We start from the raw sequence: 13,227 nt of genomic DNA, 5'->3' as shown, positions 1-13,227 counted from the left end.
GGACGGTAAAGTTATTTCCGGGGTACAGTCCCTCTCCATGGCTGCCGGTACGCGCGATCGAATACTCGACGCACTCGAGAAGCTGCTACTCGACGTGGGGATAGCCCAGGTGACCCTCGAAGCCGTCGCGGCGGAGGCAGGGGTGTCCAAGGGCGGACTGCTCTATCACTTCCCCAGCAAGGAAGCACTTCTCGCCGCCATGGTGCGCCGGCTCGGCGAGCGGGCCGACGCCCAGCTCGCCGACGCCGTCTCCGGCGGCACCTCGATGTCCGAGTGGTATCTGCAGGTCCCCGACGCGAGCACCACCGAGGAACTTGCCCTCTACCGTTCGACCATCGCCGCCCTGCGGAGCGTCGACGGTCAGCACGACGAGATCCAGAAGGCCGTCACCGACGTCATGCGCAGTTGGGACGAGGGCCTGCAGGGCGAGATCGACGATCCCGTGCAGGCCGAGATCGTGCGCCTCGTCGGCGACGGCATCTACCTGGCGGCGCTGCTCAGGCTTCCCATGCCCGAGCCCGAGCTGTACAAGAAGGTCGTCGCGCGGCTGCTGCAGAAGTAGCGGCTCAGGTGAGGTAGCGGTACGCGGGACTTCCCGGCTCCAGACGTTCCACCTGCATCCGCGACTGCTCCATCCGCTCGAGCAGCTCGCCGAGCCCCTCCGCCTTACCGAGTTCGATCCCCACCAGGGCGGCGCCGGTCTCCCGGTTGTTCCGCTTCACGTACTCGAACAAGGTGATGTCGTCCTCGGGGCCGAGCACCTCGTCCAGGAATCGGCGCAGCGCCCCCGGCTCCTGCGGAAAGTCGACCAGGAAGTAGTGCTTGAGACCGAGATTCACCAGCGAGCGTTCCAGGATCTCGCCGTACCGGGAGACGTCGTTGTTGCCGCCCGAGATCAGGCACACCACCGTGGAACCCGGCTCGAACGTGATGTTCCCGAGCGCCGCCACCGACAGGGCGCCCGCCGGCTCGGCGATGATGCCCTCGTTCTGGTACAGCTCGAGCATCGTGGTGCAGAGCGCACCCTCGTCGAGATTGGTCATCACGAAGCTCTCCGCGTCGAGCCGGATCGTGGACGACTGATCGGCCTGGCCCAGCGACGTGTGCGTCACCACCTCGGCGCCCAGTGCGGACACCACGGCGTAGGGCAGATCGCCGACCCGCTTCACGGAGGCGCCGTCGACGAACGGATCGATCTCCGTCAGCGTCACCGGACCGCCGGCCACCAGCGCTGCCGTCATCGACGCGGCCCCCGTCGGCTCCACCCCGACGATGGCCGCGCGGGGCGCGTGGGCACGCAGATACGTGGCGACACCGGCGATGCACCCGCCGCCACCGACCGGGACCAGGACGGAGTCGGGGGCCGCACCGAGCTGCGCGAGGATCTCGGCGGCGATGGTGCCCTGTCCGGCCGCTGTGCGGGCGTCGTCGAACGGCGCCACCATCGTCGCGCCCGTTCGCTGCACGTCCGCGGCGGCCGCGGCGGCGGCGGCGTCGTACGTCTCGCCCGTCAGGATCAGCTCGACGAACTCGCCGCCGTGCGCGCGAATGCGATCGCGCTTCTGCTTGGGGGTGTTCGACGGGACGTAGATGCGACCGGTGATTTCCATTGTGCGGCAAGCGAACGCAACACCCTGCGCGTGATTGCCGGCGCTGGCCGTCACCACTCCGGCCGCACGCTCCGCAGCGTCGAGCTGCGCCATGAGGTTGTAGGCGCCGCGTAGTTTGTACGAGCGGACGACCTGCAGATCTTCACGCTTGAGGTAGACGTTCGCGCCCGTCAGCGCCGACAGGCGCTCACTCCACTGCAGCGGGGTCGCGTCGATCACGTGCGAAATTCGCTCGATGGCCGCGTCGATCTCGCCCACGGTGAGGGGCGAGGTGATGTTCTGGGCTGCGGTATCGGGCGATGTGGACACCCGGATATATTCCCACTCTCCAGCCATGGGATACCAGTCGGGTTCAGCCGCGCGGATCGAACTGGGACGGTCGTGGCACGTTCCGGACATTCGACTTCGCCATTTTCACGGCCTCGGCGACACCACCGTTCATCACCATCTTCGACAACGCCAGGGCGAAACCGGTGACCTGCCCGCCCGTGATGGTCGGCGGCAGCGACAGCGCCAACGGGTCGGTGACCAGATCGACGAGCGCCGGGCCGTCGTGGTCGAACGCCGCCCGCAGACCCGATTCGATGTCGGCGGGATCCTCGATCCGGCGGGCGAAGATGCCCAGCGCCGACGCCACCGCCGCGTAGTCGACGGGCGCGACGTCGACGCCGAAGTCCGGCAGCCCGTCCACCAGCATTTCGAGCTTGACCATGCCCAGAGTGGAATTGTCGAACACCACGATCTTGACCGGAAGCCGGTACATCGCGACCGTCACGAGTTCCCCGAGCAGCATCGACAAACCGCCGTCGCCGGACACGGACACCACCTGCCTGCCGGGTGCGCAGAACTGGGCTCCGATCGCGTGTGGCAGGGCGTTCGCCATCGATCCGTGCAGGGCCGAGGACAGGAAGCGGCGCGCACCGTTCGGCGTCAGGTAACGCGCGGTCCACACGTTCGACATTCCCGTGTCCGTGGTGAAGATCGCATCCTCGGCGGCGAGGTCGTCGAGTATCGACGCCGCGTATTCGGGATGGATCGGGACGCGCTGCTTGGCCGGTTTCGTGTACGCGCCGACCACCTTGTTCATCAGTGTCCGGTGCTTCGCGAGCATGTCGTCGAGGAATCGACGGTCGTCCTTCCGGTGAATCAGCGGGGCGAGCGCACGCAACGTACTCGCCACGTCGCCGTGCACGGCCAGGTCGACGCTCGTCCGCCGGCCGATTCGCTGTGCGGCCCAGTCGATCTGGGCGGTGCGGACGTCATCGGGCAGGAACTGGTTGTACGGGAAGTCCGTTCCGACGAGCAGGAGAAGGTCGGCCCCGTGCATCCCGTCGTGCGCCGCACCGTACCCGAGAAGACCCGTCATTCCGACGTCGAACGGGTTGTCGTACTGGATCCATTCCTTGCCGCGGAGCGTGTGCCCGATCGGCGCCCCGACCGTATCGGCCAGGCTCAGCAACTCGTCGCGGGCCGCACGGACACCCTCACCGGCGAAGATCGCGACCTTCCCGGCCGCGTTCACCGCGTCGGCGAGCGCCTGCACGTCGGACTGGTCAGGCACGATCGCCGGCGCACCGGTGCGCGGCACCGACGGCGCCCGCCCCTCGGCGGGGCGGTCCGCGATGTCGCCCGGCAGGGTAATCACCGCGACGCCGGACAGCGCGGTCGCGTGCGCGATGGCCGACGCCATGACGCGCGGGGCCTGGGCGGGAGTTCCGATCAGCTCCGCGTACCGGGAGCACTCGACGAACAGCCGATCCGGGTGGGTCTCCTGGAAGAAGCCCAGTCCGATCTGCTCACTCGGGATCTGCGCCGCGATCGCCAGCACCGGCGCCCCCGACCGGTCGGCGTCGTAGAGACCGTTGATCAGATGCAGGTTGCCCGGGCCGCACGAGCCGGCGCACACCGCCAGTTGCCCGGTCACCTGCGCCTCGGCGGCAGCGGCGAACGCGGCCGCCTCCTCGTGGCGCACGTGGATCCAGTCGATTCCGCCCTTCTCCGCGCCGCCCGACCGCCGGACCGCGTCGACGATCGGGTTGAGACTGTCTCCGACGATTCCGTAGATCCGCCGGACTCCGGCATCCTGCAGCTGACGCACCAATTGGTCGGCAACGGTTTTCGCTCTCATCGGGCCTCCGGTCGGGGACGGTCGAACGGCGAAGCGACGTATCGTGCGGTCGGGCGTCAGGCAGATTCGAGCACGAACACCGGGATCTCCCGATCGGTCTTCTTCTGGTACTCCGCATAATCCGGGAAGGCCGCGACCGCGCGCTCCCACCAGGTGGCCTTCTCGTCGCCTGTCACCTCCCGGGCCACCATGTCCTGCTTGTTGGGGCCGTCGCGGAGTTCGACGTGCGGATCGGCTTTCACGTTGTAGTACCAGACCGGGTTCTTGGGGGCACCGCCGAGCGAGGCGACCACCGCATACGTTCCGTCGTGTTCGACGCGCATCAACGGCGTCTTGCGAAGCTTGCCGGATTTCGCGCCCCGGGTGGTCAGGAGCACGACGGGCCTGCCGCCCAGCGTCGTGCCCTCGGCCCCGTCGGTGGATTCCATCAACTCCGCCTGGTCTGCGGCCCACGTGGACGGACTGGGTTCATATTCACCTGTGAGTGGCATGGGTCCAGTCAACACCTGATCCGCGAGAACGCGCCACCGATTCCGCCGAACGACCACGCATACGAAACACCGCATTCGTTTGTTCGTTGCGCCGAACTCCGGGTTCCGAGTACCCTCATCCCACGCGGGGACGGCGTTCGCTCCCCCACCCTGCACCAGTGAGGTGACCTGCGATGACGACACACGAAGCGCACGTGCGTCGCGATCCGCGCCGCAACGACACCACACGGACCGTCGACCTGGCCGGCACCGAGTGGCCCCTCTACAAGCTGGAGGCCCTGGCCGTCGCGCTCCTGGTCTTCACCACGATTCTCGTCATCACCCAGGCAGTGCAGGCGGCCGTCCTCACCGCCGCCGCGGTTGCCGTCGTGGTGTGGTGGGCGCGACGGATCTTCCCGCCGCGCCCCTGACAATCACACGGACAGGCAGCTCGGTCCGAGCAGAGCCTTCAGGTCGCCCATCAACGCAGACGACGGTTCCACCCGGAGCACGTCGTCGACCTTCCACAGGGTGACCTCGGTGCCTCCGATCAACCGCACGTGGACGTCCGAGGTTCCGGGGTGCCGGGTGAGCACCTGCCGCAGCGCGCCGAGTTTGTCCTTGGTGCACTGACGCAGCGGCAGACTGACCGCGAGCGGCTTTGCGACACCCACCGCCGAGAGGTCCGGCACCGCAAGGTCGTTGGCGATCAGCGAGATCCGGTCGTCACGGATCGACACCCTCGCCTTGACGAGCACGACGGAATCCTCGGTGACGTCCATGCCGTAAACCGAGTAGGCCTGCGGGAAGAACAGCACCTCGATGCCACCGGTCAGATCCTCGAGCTGCGCGGACGCCCAGGTGAGACCGTTCTTGTTGATCCGCCGGTTCACCGACGCGAGGATACCGCCGACGGTCACCTGGGTGCCGTCCTTGATATCACCCTCGAGGATGGTCGGGATCGCGGTGTCGGACTGCGCCGACAGCACGTGTTCGACGCCGTTGAGCGGGTGCCCGGAGACGTACAGCCCCAGCATTTCCCGTTCCAGCGCCAACCGGTGCTTCGAGTCCCACTCCTCGTCGGGAATCTTCACGTTGAACACCGAGGAGATCGACTCGTCGGCGTCGTCGCCGCCGAACAGGTCGAACTGTCCGATCGCCTCCGCCTTCTTGGTTCCCATCACCGCGTCGATGGCGTCGGCGTGGACGAGCATGAGTCCCTTGCGCGGGTGGCCCAGCGAGTCGAATCCGCCCGCCTTGATCAGCGATTCGGTGACCTTCTTGGAGCAGGCGGCGGCGTCGATCTTGTTGAGGTAATCGGAGAAATCGACGAACTTGGACTTCTCCTTGCGCGCCTTGATGATCGAGCCCACGACGTTGGCGCCGACGTTGCGGACGGCGCCCATGCCGAACCGGATGTCCTCACCGACGGAGGCGAAGTTGACCTCCGATTCGTTGACATCCGGGGGCAGGACGGTGATGCCCATCTTGCGGCAGTCCGCGAGGTAGATGGCGGCCTTGTCCTTGTCGTCGCCGACCGAAGTGAGCAGACCGGCCATGTATTCGGCCGGGTAGTTGGCCTTGAGGTACCCGGTCCAGAACGACACCAGGCCGTATCCGGCGGCGTGCGATTTGTTGAACGCGTATCCGGCGAACGGGAGGATGGTGTCCCACAACGCCTTGATGGCGGGCTCGGAGAATTCGTTGGCGAGCATGCCCTCGCGGAAACCGGCGTACGCCTCCTCCAGCACCGAGAGCTTCTTCTTACCCATGGCGCGGCGGAGAATGTCGGCCTGCCCGAGCGAATACCCGGCGACCTTCTGCGCGATCTGCATGATCTGCTCCTGATAGACGATCAGGCCGTACGTGTCGGCCAGGATCTCCTTCAGGGGTTCCTCGAGCTCGGGGTGGATGGGTTTGACCTCTTGCCGCCCGTTCTTGCGGTCGGCATAGTCGTTGTGCGCGTTCATGCCCATCGGGCCGGGGCGGTACAGCGCGAGCACCGCGACGATGTCCTCGAAGCCGGTGGGCTGCATGCGGCGCAGCAGGTCGCGCATCGCGCTGCCGTCGAGCTGGAACACGCCGAGAGTGTCTCCGCGCGAGAGCAGTTCGTACGTGGCGGTGTCGTCGAGCGGGAGGGTGTCGAGGTCGAGATCGATACCCCGGTTCGCCTTGATGTTGTCGATGGCGTCACCGATGACGGTGAGGTTCCGCAGTCCGAGGAAGTCCATCTTCAGCAGGCCGATGGCCTCGCACGACGGGTAGTCCCACCCGGTGATGATGGCGCCGTCCTGGGCGCGTTTCCACACCGGGATCGCGTCCATCAGCGGCTCGGACGACATGATCACCGCGCAGGCGTGGACGCCGGCGTTGCGGATCAGACCCTCGAGCCCCTTGGCCGTCTGGTAGATCTTCGCGACGTCCGGATTGGAGTCGATGAGGGCGCGAACCTCCACCGCTTCCTTGTACCGCTCGTGATTCGGGTCGGTGATGCCGGACACCGAGATGTCCTTGGCCATGATCGGCGGCGGCAGCGCCTTCGTGATCTGGTCGGCGATCGCGAAACCGGGCTGCCCGAACTGGACTCGCGCGGAGTCCTTGATGGCCGCTTTCGTCTTGATGGTGCCGAACGTGATGACCTGCGCGACGCGGTCGCTTCCCCATTTGTCCGTCGCGTAGCGCACCATCTCGCCGCGACGGCGGTCGTCGAAGTCGATGTCGATATCGGGCATGGAGACGCGCTCGGGGTTGAGGAACCGCTCGAACAGCAGGCCGTGCGGGATGGGGTCGATGTTGGTGATGCCCATCGCGTAGGCGACGAGCGAACCGGCCGCCGAGCCTCGGCCGGGGCCCACCCGGATGCCGACCTCCCGCGCGTGGTTGATGAGGTCGCCGACGACGAGGAAGTAGGCCGGGAAACCCATTTCGAGGATGACGCCGATCTCGTAGTCGGCGCGGGCGAGGTACTCCTCGGGCGGTCCGTCGGGGAACCGGCGGTCCAGTCCGCGCATGACCTCCTTGCGCAGCCAGGTGCCCTGTGTCTCACCCTCCGGCACCGGGAAGATCGGCATCCGGTCGTGGTGTGCCCACACGTCGTCGTAGGACTGGACACGCTCGGCGATCAGCAAAGTGTTGTCGCACGCGCCGGGCACCTGGTCGTCCCACAGGGCCCGCATCTCCGCGGCGGACTTGAGGAAGTAGCCGTCGCCGTCGAACTTGAACCGGGTGGGGTCGGACAGCGTCTTACCGGTCTGGATGCAGAGGAGAGCCTCGTGGTTCTCCGCGGCCTCCTTGGTGACGTAGTGGCAGTCGTTGGTGGCGAGCGGCGGGATCCCGAGCGTCTTGCTGATCTCGAGCAGACCCTCGCGGACCCGGCGCTCGATCGACAGTCCGTGGTCCATCAGTTCGAGGAAGAAGTTGTCCTTGCCCCAGATCTCCTGCCACTTGGCGGCAGCCTCGAGCGCCTCGCGGTCGTGGCCGAGCCGGAGCCGGGTCTGGATCTCCCCGGACGGGCAGCCCGTGGTCGCGATGATGCCCTCGTGGTAGGTGGCGATGAGATCTTCGTCCATGCGCGCCCACTTGCCGAGCTGACCCTCGATCGACGCGAGGGAGGACAGCTTGAACAGGTTCCGCAGGCCGGTCGCGTTCTCCGCGACCATCGTCATGTGGGTGTACGCACCGCTACCGGAGACATCGTCGGACTTCTGGCTGCGGTCACCCCACAGCACGCGTTTGGTGTTGAAGCGGGACTCCGGCGCGACGTACGCCTCGATGCCGATGATCGGCTTGATGCCCTGCTTCTTCGCCACGTTGTAGAACTCGCTGGCGCCGTACATGTTGCCGTGGTCGGTCATGCCCACCGCCGACATACCCAGCCGCTCGGCCTCTTCGAACAGGGGGCCGACCTTGGCCGCACCGTCGAGCATCGAGTACTCGGTGTGATTGTGCAGATGTACGAACGAGTCAGCCACGTGCGCCTCTCTGAAGGTCTGGGAGCCTCACGAGTGTAGGCCCTCGGACCGACAGCACCGGCCGCCGACGGCGGGTGTCGGCGAAGTCGTGACGGGAGTTACCGGACGGACGCCTGGGACGGTTCGGTCTTTCGCCGCTCACGCCGGACCCGTACCAGCGCATCGGTACTGAAGATCGCCAGTGCCACCCAGATCAGGGCGAACCCGATCCACCGCGACGCCGGCATGTCCTCGTGGAGAACGGCGACGCCCCACGCCATCTGCAGCGCGGGCGTCAGGTACTGCAGCATGCCCAGTGTGCGCAGCGGCACCCGCTGCGCCGCCGCCCCGAACAGCAGCAACGGGAGGGCGGTCACCGGTCCCGCGGCCATCAGCAGCAGCGTGTGCCCGACTCCGAATCCGAGGAACGTTCCTGCCCCGGTGAGGGCGAGGAACACGAGGTAACCGATCGCGATGGGCGCGGCCACGATTCCCTCGGCAGTCAGGCTCGTCCGCGGATCGAGAGGCATCACCTTCTTGCACAGGCCGTACAGCGCGAACGATGCGGCCAGGGTGAGCGCGATGTACGGCGGATGGCCGTAGTCGACGGTGATCACGATCACGGCGACGGCTGCGAGCGCGAGGGCGACGATCTGGGCGGGGACGAGTCGCTCCCGGAAGATCACCACCCCGAGCAGCACGCTCACCAACGGGTTGATGAAATAGCCGAGCGCGGTCTCGACCACCCGGTCCGAGGTGACCCCGTAGATGTAGGTTCCCCAGTTCACCGCGATGGCCGTCGACGCGGCGGCGACCAGCAGCCACGTGCGCACGGTCAGCCCGCGCAGCGAGCGGAGCCGGCCCGACAGCGCGAGGACCAGGAACATGAGCGCGAGCGTCCACACCACCCGGTGGGCGAGGATCTCCACCGGTCCCGCGGGCCCCAGCAGACCGAAGAACGCCGGGAACGCGCCCCACAGCACGTAGGCGCCGACACCGCACGCGGCGCCCACGGTCTCCGCCTTCCGTGCCGTCACGACCCGCTCCCCGGGACGACACCGTCGTCGGGGCCGGGCACGACGGTCTCGGTCTGTTCCGGGAGCAGCGGTCGCACGGCGAACCGGCCGAAGACGGCGTCGGCGCCGAGCGCCTCGACCGCCCGGACGTCCGGAGCCGACTGCAGCGCGGACAGCGCGTCGTGGTCGCCGCGGACGACGACACCGATCACACAGGCGCAGTTGCGGGCGAGGTCCGCCGAGGACACCGCCGCGATCTGCGCCTGCCGGGCCGTCTCGCCCGTCATCGCCTGGATACGCCCGGCGGCCAGGACATTCGCTCGCGCGAGCGCCGCGTCACCTGCCGCCACGGAGACGGGCACGAGAGGTGTCTGCACCCGGTCGAGAGGCACGCGGAACAGGACCTGCGACACCCGGGTGCCGGACGCGGCGTCCCGGACGGCCTCCGTGGTCACCGGATGCGTGAACGAGACCAGCGCCCAGTGCTCGTGGCGACCGTCGGCCTCGTCGAGCGACCGGTCCGCCCGGGCCAGGTAGTCGGCCACCAGTTCCCCGTTGTCCGGGCCCAGCGTGTCCGTCGACACGGGTGCGCGCCGAATGGGATGGAGTGCCCCGAGCACGACCGTCACCGCGATCAGGACGACGGCGGCGAGCACTGCCCGCACCGCGGTACCGCTGGGGCGTGGGCTCCGCACCTCAGCTCGCCCGCAGAACCGCGAGAGCGTCCTCGAGATCCTTCGGGTACTTGGACGTGATCTCGACCCACCGCCCGTCGGCGGGGTGCGCGAAGCCGAGCGACCGGGCGTGCAGCCACTGGCGCTCCAGCCCGAGACGCTCCGCGAGTCGCGGATCGGCGCCGTAGGTGAGGTCACCGCAGCACGGGTGCCGCAGGGCGGCGAAGTGGACGCGGATCTGGTGGGTCCGGCCCGTTTCGAGGTGGATGTCGAGCAGGCTCGCCGCCTGGAACGCCTCCACCGTGTCGTAGTGGGTGATGCTGGGTTTGCCGTCGGCCGTGACGGCGAACTTCCAGTCGTTGCTGCGGTGCCTGCCAATGGGCGCGTCGATGGTCCCGCTGCTGGGATCCGGGTGACCCTGCACCAGCGCGTGGTACCGCTTGTCGATGGTCCGCTGCTTGAAGGCGCGCTTGAGCAGCGTGTACGCACGCTCCGACGTGGCCACCACCATCACCCCGGACGTGCCGACGTCGAGGCGGTGCACGATGCCCTGGCGTTCGTGCGCGCCGGACGTCGAGATCCGGAAGCCGGCGGCCGCGAGACCGCCGATGACCGTCGGGCCGGTCCACCCGACGCTGGCGTGGGCGGCGACACCGACCGGTTTGTCGACGGCGACCACGTCGTCGTCGGCGTACAGGATCTCCATGCCCTCGACGGGCTCGGCCTCGATGGTCAGCGGCCGCGGCGGTTCCGGTAGTTCCACCTCGAGCCAGGTTCCGGCGGACAGCCGATCGGACTTGCCGACGGGTGCGCCGTCGACCAGGACCGAGCCTTCCTCGGTGAGCTGGGCGACCGCGGTGCGCGACAGACCGAGCAGTCGCGCCAGGCCGGCGTCGACGCGCATCGCCTCGAGCCCGTCGGGGACCGGCATCGACCGTGTTTCCCTCACTTGTCTACCCCCTTGCGTGTTCCGTCCGGTTCCAGCCCGATCAGCGTGAGCACGACGAGCAGGATCGCTCCGCACACGATGCCGGAGTCGGCCACGTTGAACACCGGCCACCAGCCGACTGACACGAAATCGACGACGTGCCCCTGCATCACTCCCGGCGCCCGGAAGAACCGGTCGACGAGGTTTCCGAGGGCGCCGCCGAGTACCAGCCCCAGCCCGAGAGCCCACCACGGCGACCGCAGCGTGCGACCGATGCGGACGACCCCGATCACCACACCGACGGCGACGAGCGTCAGCAGCCACGTCATGCCGGTGGCCATCGAGAACGCGGCACCGGGATTGCGGACGAGCCGCAGCGAGACGATGTCCCCGATCAGCCAGACCGGACGTCCCGGTTCGATGTAGGCGACCGCGACGATCTTCGTCAGCAGGTCCGTCGCGAGGACGACGCCCGCGATCGCGAACAGCAGCAGCCTGCGCTGATGCCGCGCCGGCCGGGGCGTCGCGGTGCCTTGTGTGTCACCGTCCTGCCGGTCGTCGGCGTCGGTCTCGTTCTCTGCCGTGGGGTCTTGACTCACCCGTTCATCATCCACTACGGAGGCAAGCGCCCGTTCACGCGCTCCCGGGCGCACTAGCCTGGGGGCGTGCCACTGTTCTCGAAAGCTCTGCGACCCGGATTCTGCCTACTCGCCGTAACCCTCTCCCTGGTCGCTCTGACCGCCGGATGCGGAGGTGACGGTGACTCCTCGGATGCGGACACGGCGGGTTCCACATCCACTCCCGCCGAGGTGACCGTTCCGATTTCCGCCACCACCGTCGAACTCGTCCACCCCGGCGACGACCCGCGGGAGGTGATCCAGCGCAGACCGCCGGAGGGAGTGACGCAGCAGGTGCAGTTGACCACCGGCGCGCAGGTGTTCCAGCAGATCGACGATCAGCCCGCCCAGGACTTCTCCTCACCGGAGATCACCCTTCCTCTCACCGCCGTCGTCGCGCAGGCCACCGGCGACACGAAGGGCGGCACCACCGTCGACCTCACGCTCGGTGACGTCACCAGCCCCGAGGCGCGGCTCGGCAGCGCCCTCGAAGCCAGCGCCGGTTCGGGGGCCGGATTCACGGTCGCACCCTCGGGCGCGATCACCGCGCTGCGACTGCGGCCGGACGCCGACGCCCAGGACATCGCGCGTTCCGCCATCGAGCAGGCGTTCTACCAGGCCGTGTACCGCACGGTCCCGTTCCCGGCGGAACCCGTCGGCGTGGGCGCCCAGTGGACGATCCGCCAGCAGGTGATGAGCGGCATCGCCCTCGACCAGACCACCGTCGCCACCCTGACGGGCCGGGACGGCAACCGTTTGACGGTCGACTACACGATCGACCAGAAGCCGAAGTCCCCCGTCTGGGACCTGCCCGGGGAGGCGGGCACGCTGAACGTCGACCAGTACGTGATGCAGGGATCGGGCACCATGACCGTCGATCTCGGCCTGCCGCTGCCGGTGGACGGAACCGTGACCGTGGGCGGTGACCAGCAGTACAGCGACCCCGACGGCGCCACCCGCCTGCACCAGACCACGTCGAACTCGGTCCGGTGGGGTTCCTGATGCGGCGCGGATCCGTCGCCGCCTCCTGCTCCCTGTTCGCTGTGCTGGCGCTGTCGGCGTGCTCGTCGGACGGGTCCGGCGACGCCGGTGCCACCGCGTCGCTCGCGCCGCTCGGTCCTGCGGTGACCGCAGCGCCGAATGCGGTCGGCGCACCCTTCGCCGACCGGGCCGCACTGAAGGCGGCGCTCCTGGGCGTCGGCGACCTTCCCGTCGGGTTCACCCCGGTGCCCGATCCCGAGGACGACCTGGGGCTGCCGCCGGCGTCGGAGTCGGCGGACTCCGACAAGTCGAGCACGGATCCCGCGAAATGCGGCGCGGTGTTGTCGCCCGTCGCGGACCAGCGAACGGGTGCGACGGCGGCCGCCTCCGGCTGGTTCACCGGCCCCGACTTCGCGACCATCGACCAGGACGCGGCGAGCTACGGCACCGGCGCCGACGCGTCCCAGGCGTTCGCGGCAGTACAGGACGCTCTCGCGGGATGCACCGAGTATTCCGGTACCGACGCGGACGGGGTGCAGGTGCAGTACCGGGTCGGTGGCCGCGAGCAACAGCCCGCCGGCGACGCCTCGCTGGCGTTCCGACTCGTCACCACCAGCGAAGGCGTCAGCCTCGTCTCGGACGTGGTGGTGGTCCTCGTCGGGAGCACCGTCACCCAGTTGGTCGCGACGGGCCAGGAGCCGATCGACGCCGGCGTCCTGAACGACCTCACCAGCACCGCCGTGACGAAGCTCGCGCCCGCACCGGCCGGCTGAACCGAGCGCCCCGAACGACGGATGCCGGCGCCCCCGAGGGGACGCCGGCATCCGTGTGAGAACAGTGCGGCCGGTCAGGA

General features: G+C 68.4%; 12 protein-coding genes. 4 read left to right on the top strand and 8 right to left on the bottom strand.

What is annotated here, in order from left to right:
• The first annotated feature begins 37 nt into the window (after window positions 1–37).
• Window positions 38–562, top strand: a complete 525-nt coding sequence (locus tag H0B43_RS31230) for a TetR/AcrR family transcriptional regulator (protein ID WP_185724405.1) — start codon at window positions 38–40, stop codon at window positions 560–562.
• 4 nt (window positions 563–566) lie between these two features.
• Here H0B43_RS31230 and ilvA read toward each other — a convergent pair whose 3' ends face one another.
• From ilvA to H0B43_RS31215, 3 genes are read right to left on the bottom strand one after another with little or no spacing between them, the layout of a single operon-like run.
• A complete protein-coding gene (gene ilvA / locus H0B43_RS31225; RefSeq protein WP_185724406.1) occupies window positions 567–1,919 on the bottom strand; it encodes a threonine ammonia-lyase IlvA in 1,353 nt (450 codons plus the stop codon).
• 43 nt (window positions 1,920–1,962) lie between these two features.
• On the bottom strand, window positions 1,963–3,738 hold the full coding sequence (locus H0B43_RS31220) for a pyruvate dehydrogenase (protein WP_185724407.1): 1,776 nt from the start codon (window positions 3,736–3,738) through the stop codon (window positions 1,963–1,965).
• Between the two features lie 56 nt (window positions 3,739–3,794).
• Window positions 3,795–4,229, bottom strand: coding sequence for a nitroreductase family deazaflavin-dependent oxidoreductase (locus H0B43_RS31215; RefSeq protein WP_185724408.1), 435 nt, complete (start codon window positions 4,227–4,229; stop codon window positions 3,795–3,797).
• A 173-nt stretch (window positions 4,230–4,402) separates the two neighbouring features.
• On the opposite strand from H0B43_RS31215, the gene H0B43_RS31210 reads away from it, so the two are divergent.
• A complete protein-coding gene (locus H0B43_RS31210; RefSeq protein WP_185724409.1) occupies window positions 4,403–4,639 on the top strand; it encodes a hypothetical protein in 237 nt (78 codons plus the stop codon).
• 3 nt (window positions 4,640–4,642) lie between these two features.
• On the opposite strand, the gene dnaE is transcribed toward H0B43_RS31210, so the two are convergent.
• The 5 genes from dnaE to lspA all read right to left on the bottom strand — a co-directional run bounded on the left by dnaE (window position 4,643) and on the right by lspA (window position 11,390).
• The gene (dnaE, locus tag H0B43_RS31205) at window positions 4,643–8,179 is read right to left on the bottom strand and encodes a DNA polymerase III subunit alpha (RefSeq protein ID WP_185724410.1); all 3,537 of its coding nucleotides are present in this window, start codon (window positions 8,177–8,179) and stop codon (window positions 4,643–4,645) included.
• Window positions 8,180–8,277: 98 nt separating this feature from the next.
• A complete protein-coding gene (gene rarD, locus H0B43_RS31200) occupies window positions 8,278–9,195 on the bottom strand; it encodes an EamA family transporter RarD (RefSeq protein WP_185724411.1) in 918 nt (305 codons plus the stop codon).
• Window positions 9,192–9,869, bottom strand: a complete 678-nt coding sequence (locus H0B43_RS31195) for a hypothetical protein (RefSeq protein ID WP_185724412.1) — start codon at window positions 9,867–9,869, stop codon at window positions 9,192–9,194. The genes rarD and H0B43_RS31195 overlap by 4 nt, the downstream gene beginning before the upstream one ends.
• A gap of 1 nt (window position 9,870) precedes the next feature.
• Window positions 9,871–10,779: an RluA family pseudouridine synthase gene (locus H0B43_RS31190; protein ID WP_185724413.1), complete on the bottom strand. Its 909-nt coding sequence runs from the start codon at window positions 10,777–10,779 to the stop codon at window positions 9,871–9,873.
• Window positions 10,780–10,793: 14 nt separating this feature from the next.
• Window positions 10,794–11,390 (bottom strand): signal peptidase II, encoded by a 597-nt coding sequence (gene lspA / locus H0B43_RS31185; protein ID WP_185724414.1) that lies wholly within the window; start codon window positions 11,388–11,390, stop codon window positions 10,794–10,796.
• A 51-nt stretch (window positions 11,391–11,441) separates the two neighbouring features.
• Here lspA and H0B43_RS31180 point away from each other — a divergent pair, with 51 nt between their 5' ends.
• Complete coding sequence (locus tag H0B43_RS31180) at window positions 11,442–12,395, top strand: hypothetical protein (RefSeq protein ID WP_185724415.1); 954 nt, start codon at window positions 11,442–11,444, stop codon at window positions 12,393–12,395.
• Window positions 12,395–13,147: a sensor domain-containing protein gene (locus tag H0B43_RS31175; RefSeq protein ID WP_185724416.1), complete on the top strand. Its 753-nt coding sequence runs from the start codon at window positions 12,395–12,397 to the stop codon at window positions 13,145–13,147. The genes H0B43_RS31180 and H0B43_RS31175 overlap by 1 nt, the downstream gene beginning before the upstream one ends.
• Window positions 13,148–13,227: the final 80 nt, after the last annotated feature.

Source organism: Rhodococcus sp. 4CII (assembly GCF_014256275.1).
In the GTDB taxonomy this organism is placed as follows: domain Bacteria; phylum Actinomycetota; class Actinomycetes; order Mycobacteriales; family Mycobacteriaceae; genus Rhodococcus_F; species Rhodococcus_F wratislaviensis_A.
Note: the sequence above shows the minus strand (reverse complement) of the source record. Positions and strands in the feature narration are given on the sequence as shown.